14 protein-coding genes are annotated in these 16,917 nt (G+C 72.5%); 11 read left to right on the top strand and 3 right to left on the bottom strand.

What is annotated here, in order from left to right; all coding sequences use genetic code 11:
- The first annotated feature begins 15 nt into the window (after positions 1–15).
- Together STRNI_RS12355 and STRNI_RS12350 are read left to right on the top strand one after the other, a co-directional pair.
- Complete coding sequence (locus STRNI_RS12355; protein ID WP_148590066.1) at positions 16–1,431, top strand: sensor histidine kinase; 1,416 nt, start codon at positions 16–18, stop codon at positions 1,429–1,431.
- Positions 1,432–1,630: 199 nt separating this feature from the next.
- Positions 1,631–1,834 (top strand): cold-shock protein, encoded by a 204-nt coding sequence (locus STRNI_RS12350; RefSeq protein ID WP_006602702.1) that lies wholly within the window; start codon positions 1,631–1,633, stop codon positions 1,832–1,834.
- Between the two features lie 95 nt (positions 1,835–1,929).
- Here STRNI_RS12350 and STRNI_RS12345 read toward each other — a convergent pair whose 3' ends face one another.
- Positions 1,930–2,925 carry a TAXI family TRAP transporter solute-binding subunit gene (locus STRNI_RS12345; RefSeq protein ID WP_266446077.1) on the bottom strand — a complete coding sequence of 332 codons (996 nt, stop codon included), beginning with the start codon at positions 2,923–2,925 and terminating at the stop codon, positions 1,930–1,932.
- Positions 2,926–3,310: 385 nt separating this feature from the next.
- On the opposite strand from STRNI_RS12345, the gene STRNI_RS12340 reads away from it, so the two are divergent.
- The 3 genes from STRNI_RS12340 to STRNI_RS12330 all read left to right on the top strand — a co-directional run bounded on the left by STRNI_RS12340 (position 3,311) and on the right by STRNI_RS12330 (position 6,246).
- The gene (locus tag STRNI_RS12340) at positions 3,311–3,853 is read left to right on the top strand and encodes a DoxX family protein (protein WP_018092917.1); all 543 of its coding nucleotides are present in this window, start codon (positions 3,311–3,313) and stop codon (positions 3,851–3,853) included.
- A gap of 97 nt (positions 3,854–3,950) precedes the next feature.
- Positions 3,951–5,465: a tRNA (N6-isopentenyl adenosine(37)-C2)-methylthiotransferase MiaB gene (miaB, locus tag STRNI_RS12335; RefSeq protein ID WP_037743273.1), complete on the top strand. Its 1,515-nt coding sequence runs from the start codon at positions 3,951–3,953 to the stop codon at positions 5,463–5,465.
- A 70-nt stretch (positions 5,466–5,535) separates the two neighbouring features.
- Complete coding sequence (locus STRNI_RS12330) at positions 5,536–6,246, top strand: class III extradiol dioxygenase subunit B-like domain-containing protein (RefSeq protein WP_109892905.1); 711 nt, start codon at positions 5,536–5,538, stop codon at positions 6,244–6,246.
- Positions 6,247–6,317: 71 nt separating this feature from the next.
- Here the strand turns inward: STRNI_RS12330 and STRNI_RS12325 are convergent, their stop codons facing one another.
- Positions 6,318–6,677 carry a hypothetical protein gene (locus STRNI_RS12325; RefSeq protein WP_381845826.1) on the bottom strand — a complete coding sequence of 120 codons (360 nt, stop codon included), beginning with the start codon at positions 6,675–6,677 and terminating at the stop codon, positions 6,318–6,320.
- A 187-nt stretch (positions 6,678–6,864) separates the two neighbouring features.
- On the opposite strand from STRNI_RS12325, the gene miaA reads away from it, so the two are divergent.
- The 6 genes from miaA (at position 6,865) to hflX (ending at position 15,586) form a co-directional block, all read left to right on the top strand.
- Entirely contained in the window at positions 6,865–7,803 is a 939-nt protein-coding gene (miaA, locus tag STRNI_RS12320; RefSeq protein WP_277411272.1) for a tRNA (adenosine(37)-N6)-dimethylallyltransferase MiaA, read from the top strand.
- Positions 7,804–7,911: 108 nt separating this feature from the next.
- Complete coding sequence (locus tag STRNI_RS12315; RefSeq protein ID WP_274738442.1) at positions 7,912–8,460, top strand: hypothetical protein; 549 nt, start codon at positions 7,912–7,914, stop codon at positions 8,458–8,460.
- 416 nt (positions 8,461–8,876) lie between these two features.
- Positions 8,877–9,752 (top strand): diaminopimelate epimerase, encoded by an 876-nt coding sequence (dapF, locus tag STRNI_RS12310; RefSeq protein WP_018092911.1) that lies wholly within the window; start codon positions 8,877–8,879, stop codon positions 9,750–9,752.
- A 197-nt stretch (positions 9,753–9,949) separates the two neighbouring features.
- Positions 9,950–12,145 carry a RelA/SpoT family protein gene (locus tag STRNI_RS12305; protein WP_159485835.1) on the top strand — a complete coding sequence of 732 codons (2,196 nt, stop codon included), beginning with the start codon at positions 9,950–9,952 and terminating at the stop codon, positions 12,143–12,145.
- Positions 12,146–12,288: 143 nt separating this feature from the next.
- On the top strand, positions 12,289–13,917 hold the full coding sequence (locus STRNI_RS12300) for a M1 family metallopeptidase (protein WP_018092908.1): 1,629 nt from the start codon (positions 12,289–12,291) through the stop codon (positions 13,915–13,917).
- 181 nt (positions 13,918–14,098) lie between these two features.
- Complete coding sequence (gene hflX, locus STRNI_RS12295; RefSeq protein WP_018092907.1) at positions 14,099–15,586, top strand: GTPase HflX; 1,488 nt, start codon at positions 14,099–14,101, stop codon at positions 15,584–15,586.
- Positions 15,587–15,698: 112 nt separating this feature from the next.
- Here the strand turns inward: hflX and STRNI_RS12290 are convergent, their stop codons facing one another.
- Positions 15,699–16,889: a trypsin-like serine peptidase gene (locus STRNI_RS12290; protein WP_093641383.1), complete on the bottom strand. Its 1,191-nt coding sequence runs from the start codon at positions 16,887–16,889 to the stop codon at positions 15,699–15,701.
- Positions 16,890–16,917: the final 28 nt, after the last annotated feature.

The following is a 16,917-nucleotide window of genomic DNA, read 5'->3' as shown; positions in this document are numbered from 1 at the left end:
GGCCGCCGCGACCAGGTGCGCACCCGACTCCTCCCGCTTCTCATCGTCCTCATGGCCGGTGTCCTGCTCGCGCTCGGCATCCCGCTCGGCGTCATCACCGCCGGGGTGGAGCAGCAGCGGGTGGTCGTCGACCGGATCGACGACGCCGCCCGCTTCGCCTCCCTCGCCCAGTTCGTCACCGCCCGTCCCGACGCGGACGCCCGGAACAAAACCCCGGAGGAGGACGAGCGGCGCGCCACCCTCCGTACCGAGCTCGCGCGCTACTACGGCCTCTACGGCATACGTGCCGGTGTCTTCTACCGCGATCGCACCCCCATGGCCGCCGCACCCGCCGGTCTGCCGGTACCCCAGGACGGTGAGGCCGCACGGGCCTTCAGCGAGGCACTGGCCGGCCGCCGCAGCCATGACCCGCACCAGGTCTGGCCCTGGGACGACACCGGCCGCATCCCGGTCGCCTCACCGGTGATCCGCGACGGCGATGTGGTCGCCGTCGTCATGACCGACTCGCCCACGGACCAGATGCGCGCGCACGTCCTGCGCGGCTGGCTGCTGATCGCGGCCGGCGAGTGCGCGGCCATGCTCGTCGCCGTCGCCGCGGCCTTCCGCCTCACGGGCTGGGTGCTGCGGCCCGTACGGGTCCTGGACGCGGCCAGCCACGACATCGCCACCGGCCGGATGAACGCCCGGGTCGCCGCCACCGCGGGCCCGCCCGAACTGCGCCGGCTGGCCCGCTCCTTCAACGAGATGGCCGACAACGTCGAGGACGTCCTGGAGCAGCAGCGCGCCTTCGTCGCCGACGCGTCCCACCAGCTGCGCAACCCGCTGTCCGCACTGCTGCTGCGGATCGAGCTGCTGGCCCTCGAACTCCCCGACGGCAACGCGGAGATCGCCTCGGTCCGCACCGAGGGCAAACGGCTGGCCCGGGTCCTGGACGATCTGCTCGATCTGGCCCTCGCCGAACACACCGCCGCCGACCTCCAGCTCACCGATGTCGCTGCGCTGGCCGCCGAACGCGTCGACTCCTGGCGCCCGTTGGCCGACGACAAGGGCGTCGGCCTCACCTACGAGGGGCAGAGCGCCGTCACCGGCTGGGCCGACCCGGTGGCCCTCTCCAGCGCCCTGGACGCCGTGATCGACAACGCCCTGAAGTTCACGCCGGAGGGCCGTCCGGTCACCGTCGGCGTCGCACCGGACGGCGAGCTCGTTCACGTCACCGTCGCCGACCGCGGCCCCGGCCTCACCGACGACGAGCTCTCCCGGGTCGGTGACCGTTTCTGGCGCAGCGGCCGGCACCAGAACGTCTCCGGCTCGGGACTCGGCCTGTCGATCACCCGTGCCCTGCTCACCGCGGGCGGCGCCACCATCGCCTATGCCCCGCACCCGCCGCACGGCCTGAAGGTCACCGTCACCGTGCCGCGCACCGAGCCGTGAGGGGAGCTGGACAGCCCGGCCGACTGTGCTAACGTGAACGGCGTTGCAGTTGTGGTACCCATGAACTTTGTGCGCGCCCGGTGGCTGGAAGCCCCGGGCGTTCCTTGTTATCCGGACCTGTTCCGGTGTGGGGCAATCATCTCGGCGACGAGGAGGCCGCGCAGTGTGGTCTCCGGCTTGCCCCATGAAGGAGAAAAACATGGCTTCCGGCACCGTCAAGTGGTTCAACTCGGAAAAGGGCTTCGGCTTCATCGAGCAGGACGGCGGCGGCCCCGATGTCTTCGCCCACTACTCGAACATCGCCGCGCAGGGCTTCCGTGAGCTCCTCGAGGGCCAGAAGGTCACCTTCGACGTGACCCAGGGCCCCAAGGGCCCGCAGGCGGAGAACATCGTCGCCGCCTGACGCACCTCGCGTCCCGCGATCGGGGCCCGCACCGGCACGTCCGGTGCGGGCCCCGGTCCGTTCGCGGGCACCCCTCCGGCCCGGGGCCGGACGTCTCAGGGCTTCTGGGACACGTAATAGCGCCGGGCACCGGTGTGCAGCTCCAGCGGGTCGGTGAACACCGCCGTCCGCAGATCCACCTTCTGCGCGGCATGCACCTGGCGGCCGATCCAGTCCCGGCTGTCGATGACGGTCCGGGTGATGCCCTCGGTCAGTGCCGCGTCCTCGCGGTCCGTGGTCACCAGCAGATTCGCCACCGCGATCGTCTTCACCGCCTGCCCGCCCTGGGCCATCGGATAGGCATCAGCAGGCATCACCGCGGCACGGTAGTAGCGGGTGCGCTCCCCCTGGCGGTGCAGTGCCTCGCTCAGATCGCCGAGCTGGACCAGCCGCACCGGGAAGCGCCGCGCCAGCCGCTGCACCGCCGTCGTCGGCAGTCCGCCGGACCAGAAGAACGCGTCCAGCTTGTCCTGCTCCAGCAGCTTCGGCATCCGGTCGATGCCGACCCGCACCGGCTCGATGTCCTTGTTGAAGTCCAGCCCGGCCGCCTCCAGCAGCCGCCGGGTGATCAGCTGGACACCGGAGCCGTCGGCCCCGACCCCCACCCGCAGCCGCCGCAGATCCTTCGTCGAGCGCACCGCGGAGCCCTTCGGCACCACCAGCTGCATGTAGTCGTCGTACAGCCGCGCGCAGGCCCGCAGCCGGTCCGCGCCCGGCTCGCCCCGCACCTTGTACTCGGCGACCGCGTCCGCCGTCGCGATGGCGAAATCCGCGCGCCCGGCGACCAGCTGCCGCAGATTGTCGATCGAGCCCTCGCTGCGGGCCAGCCGCAGATCCACCTCCGGCAGGTCATGGGCCAGATCCTGCTTCAGCAGCTCCCCGTAGCGCGCGTAGACGCCGGTCGGCACGCCCGTCGACAGCGTCACCTGTCCCCGGGGAGCGGGCGTAGTGCCCATCGACAGCAGCCACCACAGCCCCAGCCCGAGGACGACCAGGGCCGCGATCGCCGACTGGACGGCCCGGCGGCCGGTGCGGGGGAGTGCTGTGACCATGGGCGGGATCCTGCCAGGACCACGCCGGGAAGGGGAGGGGTGGGCCGGTCCGGTGATGTCACACGTGGCCCGGCCGGCTCTCCCGACTGCCGGTGTGCGGCACGGCCGGACGCCTGCTGCTCTCGCTCGGGGAGAGGCCGGGCGCCGCGGCACGGACCGTGGCTTGCACGCAGAACAGCAGGGGTTACGGTGGCGAAGTGGCGCCCGGTCCGCTCCGGCTGGCAGCGGCGGCCCCTCCTCACCTCTCACACAGCGGGGACCCGGCACGTCCCCACCGCGCGCCCGGCGGCGCGCACGCCCGCAGAATCCCCCCACCCTGAGCGCACCGGCGCCAGGTGCCCCACACCGCGGCCCCCTGACGCGCCGGTGCGGGAAGCGACACCTCATGAAACCGCCCACCGAACTGCGGCCCGACACCCGTGCCCGGTCCGAAGCCGTTCGCCCGCCCCCGGTCGCCGCCGATGCCGGGCTGCTCCTCCTGCGGCTGACCGTCGGACTGATCCTGGCCGGCCACGGCGCCCAGAAGCTCTTCGGGCTCTTCGGCGGCCACGGGCTCGAAGCCACCGGCAAGGGCTTCGAAGCCCTCGGCTACCGCCCCGGCACCTTCTTCGCCGGCCTCGCCGGAGCCTCGGAGGTCCTCGGCGGCCTCGGCCTCGCCGCCGGGCTGCTCACCCCCCTGGCAGCCGCCGCACTGATCGGCGTGATGATCAACGCCATGGCTCTCGCCGCGCCCAAGGGGCTCTGGGCGGAGACCGGCGGCCTCGAATATCCGCTGACCATCGCCGTCGTCGCACTGACCGTCGCGGCCACCGGACCCGGCCGCTTCGCGCTCGACCGGCCCTTCCGCTGGGGGCACGGCGGCTGGCGCAGCGCGGCCTTCGCCCTGGTGGCCGGCGGTCTCGGCGCCGCCCTCGTGCTGGCCCTGTGAGCTGGCCCCCGCCCCGCCCTCCTGTGCCCGGAGCCGGATGATCCCTCCCGGGCCTCCGGCGTCGGGAGGTACTTCCGGCACCGCCTACCCTTGTGGCATGAGCAGCAGCGACCGGAGCCAGGCAGTGGGCGTGAACAAGAGTTACGAGATCCGCACCTACGGGTGCCAGATGAACGTCCACGACTCCGAGCGGCTGTCCGGCCTGCTGGAAGAGGCCGGATACGTCCCCGCTCCCAAGGACGGCGAGGGCGCCGACGTCGTGGTCTTCAACACCTGCGCGGTGCGGGAGAACGCCGACAACCGGCTCTACGGCAACCTCGGTCAGCTCGCCCCGAAGAAGGCCGCGCGGCCCGGTATGCAGATCGCCGTGGGCGGCTGCCTCGCCCAGAAGGACCGCGACACCATCGTCAAGAAGGCCCCCTGGGTCGATGTGGTCTTCGGGACGCACAACATCGGCAAGCTGCCGGTGCTGCTGGAGCGCGCCCGCGTCCAGGAAGAGGCGCAGGTCGAGATCGCCGAGTCGCTGGAGGCATTCCCCTCGACCCTGCCCACCCGGCGGGAGAGCGCCTACGCGGCCTGGGTCTCCATCTCCGTGGGCTGCAACAACACCTGCACCTTCTGCATCGTGCCCGCGCTGCGCGGCAAGGAGAAGGACCGCCGGCCCGGCGACATCCTCGCCGAGATCGAGGCGCTGGTCTCCGAGGGCGTCAGCGAGATCACCCTGCTCGGCCAGAACGTCAACGCCTACGGCTCCGACATCGGCGACCGCGAGGCCTTCAGCAAGCTGCTGCGCGCCTGCGGGAAGATCGAGGGCCTGGAGCGGGTCCGCTTCACCTCCCCGCACCCCCGCGACTTCACCGATGACGTCATCGCCGCCATGGCCGAGACGCCGAACGTGATGCCGCAGCTCCATATGCCGCTCCAGTCCGGCTCGGACACCGTCCTCAAGGCGATGCGCCGCTCGTACCGCCAGGAGCGCTTCCTCGGCATCATCGAGAAGGTGCGCGCCGCCATGCCGGACGCCGCGATCTCGACCGACATCATCGTCGGCTTCCCGGGCGAGACCGAGGAGGACTTCGAGCAGACCCTGCACACGGTCCGCGAGTCCCGCTTCGCCCAGGCCTTCACCTTCCAGTACTCCAAGCGCCCCGGGACCCCGGCCGCCGACATGGACGGCCAGATCCCCAAGGCCGTCGTCCAGGAACGCTACGAGCGCCTGGTCGCCCTCCAGGAGGAGATCTCCTGGGCGGAGAACAAGAAGCAGGTCGGCCGCACCCTGGAGGTCCTGGTCGCCGAGGGCGAAGGCCGTAAGGACGAGGCCACCCACCGCCTGTCCGGCCGCGCCCCCGACAACCGTCTGGTCCACTTCACCCGCCCCGACGAGCCGGTCCGCCCCGGCGACGTGGTCACCGTCGAGATCACCTACGCCGCTCCGCACCACCTCCTGGCGGAGGGCCCGGCCCAGGCGGTCCGCCGCACCCGGGCCGGCGACGCCTGGGAGAAGCGCAACGCCGCCCCTGCGGAGAAGCCCCAGGGCGTGCTGCTGGGCCTGCCCACCATCGGGGCCCCGGCGCCGAGCCCGGCGCCCGCCGCGGGCTGCGGCTGCGACTGACCCGGCCCGCACCGGGCGGCCGGCAGGGCATGGCGAACGGCCCCGCACCAGGGGCGTTACGCTGCGTGTCATGCTCGTAGCCGCCGCCCTCTGCCCCTGCCCGCCGCTGCTCGTCCCGGAGGTGGCCGCCGGGGCGGCGCCCGAACTCGATGCGCTGCGCGCCGCCTGTCTGGACGCGATCGGCGTGCTCGCGGCGGCCCGTCCCGACCGGCTGGTCGTCCTCGGTCCCGTCGACGAGGCCGGCGGCGGCCCGTATCCCCAGGGCGCCATCGGCTCCTTCCGCGGCTTCGGGGTGGACCTCGAAGTGCCGCTGGGCGCCGCGGAGACCGCACCGGACCGGGAACTCCCGCCGTCGCTGTCCGTCGGCGCCTGGCTGCTGTCCCGTACGGACTGGGACGACGCCCCCGTGGAGGCGCTGGGGGTGGCACGGTCGCTGCCCCGCGACCGCTGTCTCGCGATGGGCCAGGAGATCGCCGCGGCCGCTCCCCGGGTCGCCCTGCTGGTGCTGGGGGACGGCAGCGCCTGCCGGACGGTCAAGGCGCCCGGCTACTTCGACGAGCGGGCCGAGGCCTTCGACGCCGAGGTGGCCCGCGCCCTGGGCGACGCCGACACCGACGCCCTGGCCGCGCTCGGCGAGGAGCCGGCCGCCGGCCTCCAGGCCTCCGGACGGGCCTGCTGGCAGGTCCTGGCGGGTGCGGCGCAGGGTGCGGGCCTGAGCGGCCGGCTGCTCCGCGAGGAAGCCCCCTACGGCGTGGGCTACTTCGTGGCGGCCTGGTCGTAGCGCGGCCGCACGACGGGTACGGCAACGGCCGCGAGGAGCTGTGCCCCGCGGCCGCTGTGGCGGTGCTCCGGTCAGCGCGCCTGGTGCCGGGTGCTCTCGCTGTCCGCGGCGGCCTCCGCCGACTGCTGCCGGGGAATCCCGGCGCTCTCGCCGGCCTGCTCCGCGCGCTGCGCCCCGGCGTCCGCCGCCCCCGCCGCCGTGTCACCGGACGCCTCCGGAGCCGCAGCCTCCTCCGCTTCGGCCTCGGCCGCTGCCGGGCGCTCGGCGTCGTCCGCGTCGTTGGCGTCCGCGTTGTCCCCGTTTTCCCCGGCGCCCACGGCGTCCGCCGAAACGGCCGTCGCCGTCGGCTCCTCCGCCTCGGCCGTCACCGCCGTAGCGGCGCTCTCCTCCGTCATCGCTTCGGACTTACGGCGGCGAAACCGCGAAAACACGCCCATAACTGCTCCTACGCTCTTCATATGGCGAAATCCCCGGCCGCCCGGGAGCGGACCGTTGCGCCGCCCGCGGGCGCCGGGTGCTGCTCCGGCTCTCGGGACCTCGCAACAGGCAACGAGGTCGTCGGTGGCCCGTCACGTCGCTCGTTCGAGATGGGGGCGTGATGTTTGCGAGACTGACGGGGTGAACACCGCCGTTCCCGCTCCGCGGGTCATCGCCGTCGTCGGTCCCACCGCGGCCGGAAAGTCCGATCTGGGCGTCGCGCTCGCACAGCACACGGGGGGCGAGGTCATCAACGCCGACTCCATGCAGCTCTACCGCGGCATGGACATCGGCACCGCCAAACTCACGCCCGAGGAGCAGCAGGGCGTTCCGCACCGCCTCCTGGACATCTGGGACGTGACCCGCGCCGCCAGCGTCGCCGAGTACCAGCGGCTGGCCCGCGCCGAGATCGACCGGCTGCTCGCCGAGGGCCGCACCCCGGTCCTGGTCGGCGGCTCCGGCCTCTACGTACGCGGCGCCATCGACGCGCTCGACTTCCCCGGCACCGACCCCGAGGTACGCGCCCGCCTGGAGGCCGAACTGGCCGAATCGGGCAGCGGCGCCCTGCACGCCCGGCTGGCCGCCGCCGACCCCGAGGCCGGCCGCGCGATCCTGGCGAGCAACGGCCGCCGTATCGTGCGCGCCCTGGAGGTCATCGAGATCACCGGCCGCCCCTTCACCGCCAACCTCCCCGGCCACGAAGCGGTCTACGACACCCTGCAGATCGGCGTCGACGTCGCCCGCCCCGAGCTCGACGAGCGGATCGCGCAGCGGGTCGACCGCATGTGGGAGGCAGGCCTGGTCGACGAGGTGCGCCGGCTGGAGGGCGAGGGGCTGCGCGAGGGCCGTACGGCGTCCCGGGCGCTCGGCTACCAGCAGGTGCTCGCCCAGCTCGCGGGGGAGTGCACCGAGCAGGAGGCGCGTGACGAGACGGTGCGCGCCACCAAGCGCTTCGCGCGCCGCCAGGACTCCTGGTTCCGCCGGGACCCGCGGGTCCACTGGCTCAGCGGCGCCGCCGAGCACCGGGGGGAACTTCCGGGGCAGGCGCTGGCGTTGCTCGAACGACCGGTCACAGCCTGATCACGTCATGGCATCGGGACGCTCCGGCCGTCATCCGGGCCCCTGAGGGCGTGTCATCATCGACCTTCGATCGAGGCGTGCAGTCTGCAGTGGGGAGGGCGCGTGGCAATGGAGGCCGGCCCTCGCAACGGAGCGCAGCAACCGGACAGCGGCGCCGACACGGCACCCCTGACCGATGACGGTCCGGACACCGACGACGGCCTGTCCGGCGCCGAAGGTGCCGGCAGCGGACCGCTCACCGACGCCCTGGACGACCCCGACGCCCTGGACGACTCCGACGCCCCGGACTCCGGAGCCGACGGCCCCGGCGAGGGCGGCGAGTCCTTCCGGGAGCTGCGCCCGCCGCGCCGGCTGCGGCTGTGGCAGCTGGCGCCGATCGTCGCACTGTCCGCCCTCGGCTCGCTGATGTTCGCCTTCCCCCTCGCCTTCGAGCTCGGCGGCGACGGCGGCGCGATGATCGCGATGCTCGGCCTGCTGCTGTGCTGCTGCGCCGCGGGCTGGGGCATGATGGCCGCCCGCCGTGTCGGCTACACCTGGCCCGGCCTCCCGGCGCAGGGCTCCGGCTGCCGCGTCGGCTGGCGCGTGGTGCTCATCTACGCCGTCCTGGTGGCCATTCCGGCATCGCTGGCCATCTGGCGCGTGGCCCGGCTGCGCTGAGGCCCGGCCCGGCTGGGCCGGGCGGACGGCTGTGAGGTCGTTCGGTTTCACGAGGGGCCGCGTGCTTTCGGGCGGCCCTTCTCCTGTTTCAGGCAGCGCCCCTTCATACGGCTTCTTTCATACGGCTTCATACGGCCCGTTTGTTCCCCGCCGCCCACCCCCCTTCGGGGGGTGGGCGGGTATAGGTGTGCGTCTCCTGGGCGGGCGCAGATGAACCGGAGCACCTCCCCGTGCGGGTGCGGACGAGGCCGGGCACCTCCCGTGCGGGTGCAGACGAGGCCGGGCACCTCCCCGGACGCGCAGATGAGGGCGAGCCCCCGGCGGATGCGCAAGGACCCGGCACCTCGCCGAGCGGATAGAGATCATCCCCACGCCCCCTACAGCCGCCCCGCCCGCCCTCCCCGTACGATGCAAGGGTGACCAGCACGCAACGCATCGCCTTCCTCAAGGGCCACGGCACCGAGAACGACTTTGTGATCGTCCCCGACCCGGACGGCCGGCTCGATCTGCCCGCCACCGCCGTCGCCAGGATCTGCGACCGCCGGGCCGGCCTCGGCGGCGACGGCCTGCTGCACGTCGTACGCTCCGCCGCGCACCCCGAGGCCCAGGACCAGGCCGACGAGGCCGAGTGGTTCATGGACTACCGCAACGGCGACGGTTCGGTCGCCGAGATGTGCGGCAACGGCGTCCGCGTCTTCGCGCGCTATCTGCTGCACGCCGGTCTGGTCGAGGCCGGCGACCTCGCCGTGGCCACCCGCGCCGGCGTACGCCGCGTCCACGTCGCCAAGACCGGCGATGTCACGGTCTCCATGGGCCGCGCCGAACTCCCCGAGGAGAGCGTCGTCGTCACCCTGGACGGCCGCAGCTGGCCGGCCCGCAACGTGAACATGGGCAATCCGCACGCGGTCGCCTTCGTCGAGGATCTGGCCCACGCCGGCGACCTGCGGGCCGTACCTCCGTTCAGCCCAGCGTCGGTTTATCCCGAGGGCGTGAACATCGAGTTCGTGGTCGACCGCGGTCCGCGCCATGTGGCGATGCGGGTCCACGAGCGCGGTTCGGGCGAGACCCGCTCCTGCGGCACCGGCGCCTGCGCGGTCGCCGTCGCCACCGCCCGCCGGGACGGTCTGGACCCCGCCGAGACCGCTGTGCCCGTCACATACACGGTCGATGTGCTCGGCGGCAGTCTCTCGATCACCGAGCAGCCCGACGGCACGGTCGAGATGACCGGCCCGGCCGAGATCGTCGCCGAGGGCACCTTCGACGCCGCCTGGCTGGCCGCCGCCCTCGCCTGACGCGACCTGCGGCGTTCCCTGTTCCCGGGCCTTGTTCGAGAAACGGTTCCGGCCAAAAGATTCGCTCGAACGGGTGATCCGTATCACGCTGAGCGAGAGGTGGACAGCGGTGCGTGATGGGCTCGGTAGCATCAAGCACCGGCCCGGACGCCCGAACTGACGCGCTCCACCGCCGGTCGACGCTGCCGGAGGTGCCCATGAGCGCAGAGGCCACTAACCCTGGTAATCCTGGAGCAGCGGGCCGCAAGCGCGGCCGCCGCCGACTGGAACTCAGAGGGCTGCGCCGCATCGGCCGCGCCGCGCTGCTCGGCCCGGCCCCGCGCGACGGCCTCCCGCACGCCCTCGAACACGTCGCCAAGGTGCACCGCGGCCACCATCCCGACGCCGACCTGGACACCCTCACCAAGGCCTATCTGCTGGCCGAGTCCTCGCACCGCGGCCAGCTGCGCAAGAGTGGCGAGCCGTACATCACCCACCCGCTCGCGGTGACCCTCATCCTTGCCGAACTCGGCGCGGAGACCACGACCTTGACCGCCTCCCTGCTCCACGACACCGTCGAGGACACGGAAGTGACACTGGATCAGGTGCGGGACCTGTTCGGCGACGAGGTCTGCTATCTCGTCGACGGGGTCACCAAGCTGGAGAAGGTCGACTACGGTGCGGCCGCCGAGCCGGAGACCTTCCGCAAGATGCTGGTGGCGACCGGCAACGACGTCCGGGTGATGTCCATCAAGCTCGCCGACCGGCTGCACAACATGCGCACCCTCGGCGTGATGCGCCCCGAGAAGCAGGCCCGGATCGCCAAGGTGACCCGCGATGTGCTGATCCCGCTCGCCGAACGCCTCGGCGTCCAGGCGCTGAAGGCCGAGCTGGAGGACCTGGTCTTCGCGATCCTGCATCCGGAGGAGTACGCCACCACCCGGGCCCTGGTCATGGAGTACACCGCCCGGCCCGATCCGCTCGCCGCCCTCGCGCGGCGGGTGCGCTCGGTCCTCGCCGAGGCCGGTATCGACGCCGAAGTCCTCGTCCGGCCCCGGCACTTCGTCTCCGTCCACCGGGTGCGCCTCGCGCGCCGTGAGCTGACCGGGGCGGACCTGGGACGGCTGCTGGTGCTGGTGGCCGAGGACGCCGACTGCTACGCCGTCCTCGGTGAGCTGCACACCTGCTTCACCCCGGTGATCTCCGAGTTCAAGGACTTCATCGCGGCCCCCAAGTTCAACCTCTACCAGTCGCTGCACACCGCGGTCACCGGCCCGTCCGGGGAGGTCGCCGAGACCCTGATCCGTACGCACCAGATGCACCGGGTCGCCGAGGCCGGGGTGATCGCGCTCGGCAACCCCTACGCCCCCACGGACGGTGTGGACGCCCCCGAGGGCGAGCGGGCCGACCCGACCCGCCCCGGATGGCTCTCCCGGCTGCTGGAGTGGCAGCGCACCACCCCCGACCCGGACACGTTCTGGACCTCGCTGCGCGACGATCTCGCCCAGGACCGGGAGATCACGGTCTTCTGCACCGATGCCCCGCCGGACGGTCCGTCCGGCGGCACGGGCGGTGTCATCGGTCTGCCCGCCGGCGCGAGTTGTGTGGACGCCGCGTACGAACGGCACGGCGAGGCGGCGCACTGCTGCATCGGCGCCCGGGTCAACGGCCGGCTCGCCACCCTCTCCACCGTCCTGCACGACGGCGACAGCCTGCAGCTGCTGATGGCTCCGGACTCCGCCACCGGCCCCTCGCCCGAATGGCTGGAGCACGTCCGTACCCCCGCCGCCCGGCTCGCCATCGCCCGGTGGCTGGCCGGGCCGCGGGAGTCCTGCGCCCGCCCGGCAGGCCCCGGCGAGGGCTTCGGCGCTGCGCCTCCCGCCGACCGCGGCGCCGCGGGGCTGGACCGCCCCGGAGCGGGACCGGCCGCCCCCGCCTCGGTCCTCGCGGTGGCGGATCTGCCCGGTGCCGCGGTCCGGCTGGCCGGCTGTTGCACCCCGGTGCCGCCGGACGCCGTCACCGGCTTCGCCGTACGCGGCGGAACGGTCACCGTGCACCGCGCCCTGTGCCCCGTCGTGGCGCGGATGGCGGCCACCGGCCGGCCGCCGGTCGGGGTGCGCTGGCGCGGCGCGGACCAGGGGGGCCACGGCTTCCGGGTCACCCTCCTGGCCGAGGCCTTCAGCCGGCCGCATCTCCTCGCCGACCTCACCGAGGCCATCGCCTCCCAGGGCGCCGCCGTGGTGTCGGCCGCCGTCGAACCCCCGCAGCAGCAGCGGGTCCGCCACACCTACACGCTGCATCTGCCGAACGCCGCCGGACTGCCGTCCCTGATGCGGGCCATGCGTCAAGTGCCCGGCGTCTTCGATGTGTTGCGCGCCGGGCGGGCCCGGCAGCCCGCGGCCCTGCGCCCCTGAAGGGCCCAGGGGACCGGGAACTGACGGCCCGTCGGAAGCTGCTCCGCCCGGCGGCGTAAGACGGGTGCCCGATCCGCCGCCCGTTCGGGTGCCGTTTGCCCCGTCACCCGCGGGGGAGGGGGCCGCGTTGGTAGCCGTAGTTCATGTCCCTTCCCTTGCGCCGTCCGTCCCGCGATCCCGACCGCCCCGTTCCCGCCCTGCCCCGTGGCCCGAGCAGGCGGGGCCGGCGGACCGGCCTGCGGGCCGCCGCTCTCGGGCTGGCCGGCCTGGTCACCCTCGGCGTGGCCGAGCCGCCGGCCGTGGGGCCGCAGGGCCTCGGCGACCGCCTCTTTCCCACCCTCGGCAACACCGGCTACGACGTCACGTCCTATGACGTCACCCTCGACTACTCCGGCCACAACGACCGGCCGATGAACGCCACCACCGAGATCACCGCCCGCGCCACCAGCGAGCTCGACCACCTCAACCTCGACTTCGCCCGCGGCGCCGTACGCTCCGTGAAGATCGGCGGCCTGGCCGCCCGGCACGAGCAGCACGGCGAGGACCTGGTGCTCACCCCGCCCTCCCACATCTCCCAGGGCCAGGAGCTGAAGATCTCCGTCGAGCACACCAGCGATCCCCGCATCAAGAACGACGGCGGCTGGATCCGCACCTCCGACGGGCTGGCGATGGCCAACCAGGCCGACGCCGCACACCGCGTCTTCCCCTGCAACGACCACCCCTCCGACAAGGCGCTCTTCACCTTCCACATCACCGCGCCCCAGCAGCTGACCGCCGTCGCCAACGGGCTGCCCCTACGCCCCGGCACCCGCGCGGGGCGCCGCACCTGGACCTACCGCACCACCCACCCCATGGCCACCGAGCTGGCGCAGGTCTCCATCGGGAAGTCCAGCGTGCTGCTGCGCCACGGGCCGCACGGCCTGCCGCTCCGCGATGTCGTACCGACCGCGCACCGCACCGCGCTGGCGCACTGGCTGGCCAAGACCCCGGGCCATGTGTCCTGGATGGAGCGCAAGATCGGCCCCTTCCCCTTCGAGGCGTACGGGGTGCTGATCGCCAACGCCAGGACCGGCTTCGAGCTGGAGACCCAGACCCTGTCGCTCTTCGAGAAGGCCCTGTTCACCTCCGACCATCTGCCCGCCTGGTACGTCGAGTCCGTGATGGTGCACGAGCTGGCCCACCAGTGGTTCGGCGACAGCGTCAGCCCGCGCCGCTGGTCCGACGTCTGGCTCAACGAGGCCCACGCCACCTGGTACGAGGCCCTCTACGCCCAGGAGAAGGGCGACCACCGGGCCTCTCTGGAGGCCCGGATGCGCCACGCCTACGAGCAGTCCGACGGCTGGCGCGCCGAGGGCGGGCCGCCCGCCGCGCCCAAGACTCCCAGCCCGGGACAGAAGATCAGCATCTTCCGCCCGATCGTCTACGACGGCAGCGCGCTGGTCCTCTACGCGCTCCGCCAGAAGATCGGCCCCGCCGCCTTCGACCGGATCGAACGCGAGTGGGTGACCCGGCACCGCGACGGTGTGGCCGACACCGCCGACTTCGTCCAGCTGGCCTCCCAGATCTCCGGAGAGGACCTCACGGCCTTCTTCCAGGGATGGCTCTACGGCGACCGGACGCCGCCGATGCCGGGGCATCCGCAATGGGCGCCCAGGAAGGGCGCGGACAAGCCCGGGGCCAAGGGGGCCGCCCCCGGCCACGGGGCCAAGGGAGCCGCCCCGACCCCCGGCGGACCCAAGGGAGCCGCCGGAAACCCCGGAAAACCCGCGTGACGGCCCCTTCCGGCCGTGGGACCATCGTCAGGTCGGCACCGGCCCGGCCCGGGAATCTCCCGGACGGCTCGGACGTTGACACCAGCGACGGCCGCGGGACCACCGCGACGGCCGCCATGACGACAGTCCCGGCGGGACCGCGAGGTCCCCGTGAGGGCTTCCCAACGACGCGAAGGATCAAATGACCTCCTCTTCTTCCCTTCCGCAGGACCGGCAGCGCCTCCCCGAGAGCCTTCGGGCCAACGCCCTGATGGAAGAGGACGTCGCCTGGAGCCACGAGATCGACGGGGAGCGTGACGGCGACCAGTACGACCGCTCGGCACGTGCCGCACTACGCCGTGTAGCGGGCCTTTCCACCGAGCTCGAGGACGTCACCGAGGTCGAGTACCGGCAGCTCCGCCTGGAGCGGGTGGTGCTCGTCGGTGTCTGGACCACGGGCACGGTCCAGGAGGCGGAGAACTCGCTCGCCGAGCTCGCCGCCCTCGCCGAGACCGCCGGCGCCATGGTGCTCGACGGTGTCATCCAGCGCCGTGACAAGCCCGACCCGGCCACGTACATCGGCTCGGGCAAGGCCCTGGAGCTGCGGGACATCGTGCTCGAATCCGGGGCGGACACCGTGGTGTGTGACGGTGAGCTCTCCCCGGGCCAGCTGATCCACCTGGAGGATGTCGTCAAGGTCAAGGTGGTCGACCGGACCGCCCTGATCCTCGACATCTTCGCCCAGCACGCCAAGTCCCGGGAGGGCAAGGCGCAGGTCTCGCTGGCGCAGATGCAGTACATGCTCCCCCGGCTCCGTGGCTGGGGTCAGTCGCTCTCCCGGCAGATGGGTGGCGGTGGCTCCGGTTCGGCGGGCGGCGGTATGGCCACCCGTGGTCCCGGTGAGACCAAGATCGAGACGGACCGGCGGCGGATCCGCGAGAAGATGGCGAAGATGCGCCGGGAGATCGCGGAGATGAAGACCGGCCGGGACATCAAGCGCCAGGAACGCCGGCGCAACAAGGTGCCCTCGGTCGCCATCGCCGGCTACACCAACGCCGGAAAGTCCTCCCTGCTCAACCGCCTCACCGGCGCCGGTGTCCTGGTGGAGAACGCCCTGTTCGCCACCCTGGACCCGACCGTCCGGCGGGCCGAGACGCCCAGCGGACGGCTCTACACCCTCGCCGACACCGTCGGCTTCGTCCGGCATCTCCCGCATCACCTCGTCGAGGCGTTCCGCTCCACGATGGAGGAGGTCGGCGAGTCCGATCTCATCCTGCATGTGGTCGACGGCTCGCACCCGGTGCCGGAGGAGCAGCTGGCCGCGGTCCGTGAGGTGATCCGCGAGGTGGGCGCGACGGACGTGCCCGAGATCGTGGTGGTCAACAAGGCCGACGCGGCCGATCCACTGGTGCTGCAGCGACTGCTGCGCCAGGAGAAGCACGCCCTCGCCGTCTCGGCCCGTACGGGCCAGGGCATGGAAGAGCTGCTGACCCTGCTCGACGAGGAACTTCCCCGCCCGCAGGTCGAGATCGAGGTGCTGGTGCCCTACACCCAGGGCGCCCTGGTCTCGCGGGCCCACGCCGAGGGCGAGGTCATCTCCGAGGAGCACACCGCGGACGGCACGGTCCTCAAGGCACGGGTGCACGAGGAGCTGGCCGCCGAGTTCCAGCCGTTCGTGCCGGCTGCCTGACGGACCCGCCACAGCAGACACAAGGCCCGCCCCCGGGAGACCGGGGGCGGGCCTTCGTCCTGCCCATGGGCGCGGTGGGTGGCGCCGTCCCGGCACCACCCACCTCATGCGGCTACTGCTTGCTCGCCCACTTCTTGCTCATGTTGTCGAAGAGGCTCTTGGCCTCGGGGCCCAGGTGCGGGCCGGCCGACCAGCGGGCCGGACGCGGCCCCATCGACATGTTGGAGACCAGCACCGGCTTGCCGTCCGCGCCCTTGACGAACCAGGGGCCACCGGAGGATCCACCGGTCATGGTGCAGCCGATCCGGTACATGGTCGGCTTCTTGGCGTCCATCGACAGCCGGGTCGGCTTGTCGGTGCACTGCTGCTGCGCCGCACCGTCGAACGGCGGCTCGGCCGGGTAGCCCTGCGCGGTCAGGCTCGGGATCTTGGCCATCGCCGGGGCGTTGAAGTCGACCTTGTAGGCGCCGCCGGCCATCTCCTCCAGCGACTTGCCGCCGGTGCTCTGCTCCGGCTTCACATGCATCAGCGCGTAGTCGTAGGGAGCCATCGGGACACCCGGAACGGCGCCGCCGTCCTTGATCCACTGCTGGGACGTCGCCATGTCGTCCGCCCACCACTTGCCCGACGGGACCCGGTCCTCGAAGGGCTTGTTCTTCAACTGGCCCGCGGAACCGCCGGTCTTGTTGAAGTTCGGCACGAACATCATGTTGCGGTACCAGCCGCCGTTCTTGCCGGCGTGCACACAGTGCGCCGCGGTCCACACGAGGTTGGACTTACCGGGGTGCGCCGGGTCCTTGACGACGGTGGCGGAGCAACGCGACTCGCCCTTCGGGGTGCTGAACAGCAGCAGGCCCACGCCGGGGGCGGTGGAGGTGTACGGCGTCTTGACGGCCTGGGCCGGGACGGCGGCGGGCTCGGGGTCGGTCTTGCCCTGGTCCTCGGAGATGTCCTCGGGCTTGCTGGGGTCCTGGGGCGGCTTGACCTTGTCGATCTTGTCCTTGTCCCAGAAGTCCTTGATGATCGGGTTGATGAACTCACCGGCCTCGCGGAGCCACTTGTCCCGGTCCCAGTTCTTCCACTCGCCGTTCTTCCACTTGTCCAGGTCGACGCCGTGTTCCTTGAGCTTGTCCTGGATCTCCTGAGGGATCTTGAAGTCACCCCCGCCCGTGGTGTCCTGGGCCGCGGACTGGCTGGGATTGGCGCCCGCGTTGTCGCCCTCCGGCCCGCAGCCGGTGGCAGTCAGCGCCATGACGGCGGTGAGAGCGGCGGCGGCCAGGACTGGCCGACGTATGGATCGCATGGGTGAGTTCCCCCTGGTGAATCGGACT

Source organism: Streptomyces nigrescens (assembly GCF_027626975.1).
Taxonomy (GTDB): Bacteria; Actinomycetota; Actinomycetes; order Streptomycetales; family Streptomycetaceae; genus Streptomyces; species Streptomyces nigrescens.
Note: the sequence above shows the minus strand (reverse complement) of the source record. Positions and strands in the feature narration are given on the sequence as shown.

Excerpts from the sequence above, each read along its gene's own strand:
- STRNI_RS12300 (WP_018092908.1), top strand. The coding sequence starts at position 12,289 with ATGTCCCTTCCCTTGCGCCGTCCGTCCCGCGATCCCGACCGCCCCGTT.
- STRNI_RS12305 (WP_159485835.1), top strand. The coding sequence starts at position 9,950 with ATGAGCGCAGAGGCCACTAACCCTGGTAATCCTGGAGCAGCGGGCCGC.
- STRNI_RS12350 (WP_006602702.1), top strand. The coding sequence starts at position 1,631 with ATGGCTTCCGGCACCGTCAAGTGGTTCAACTCGGAAAAGGGCTTCGGC.
- STRNI_RS12315 (WP_274738442.1), top strand. The coding sequence starts at position 7,912 with ATGGAGGCCGGCCCTCGCAACGGAGCGCAGCAACCGGACAGCGGCGCC.
- STRNI_RS12340 (WP_018092917.1), top strand. The coding sequence starts at position 3,311 with ATGAAACCGCCCACCGAACTGCGGCCCGACACCCGTGCCCGGTCCGAA.
- miaB (WP_037743273.1), top strand. The coding sequence starts at position 3,951 with ATGAGCAGCAGCGACCGGAGCCAGGCAGTGGGCGTGAACAAGAGTTAC.
- STRNI_RS12290 (WP_093641383.1), bottom strand. The coding sequence starts at position 16,889 with ATGCGATCCATACGTCGGCCAGTCCTGGCCGCCGCCGCTCTCACCGCC.
- hflX (WP_018092907.1), top strand. The coding sequence starts at position 14,099 with ATGACCTCCTCTTCTTCCCTTCCGCAGGACCGGCAGCGCCTCCCCGAG.
- STRNI_RS12330 (WP_109892905.1), top strand. The coding sequence starts at position 5,536 with ATGCTCGTAGCCGCCGCCCTCTGCCCCTGCCCGCCGCTGCTCGTCCCG.
- STRNI_RS12345 (WP_266446077.1), bottom strand. The coding sequence starts at position 2,925 with ATGGTCACAGCACTCCCCCGCACCGGCCGCCGGGCCGTCCAGTCGGCG.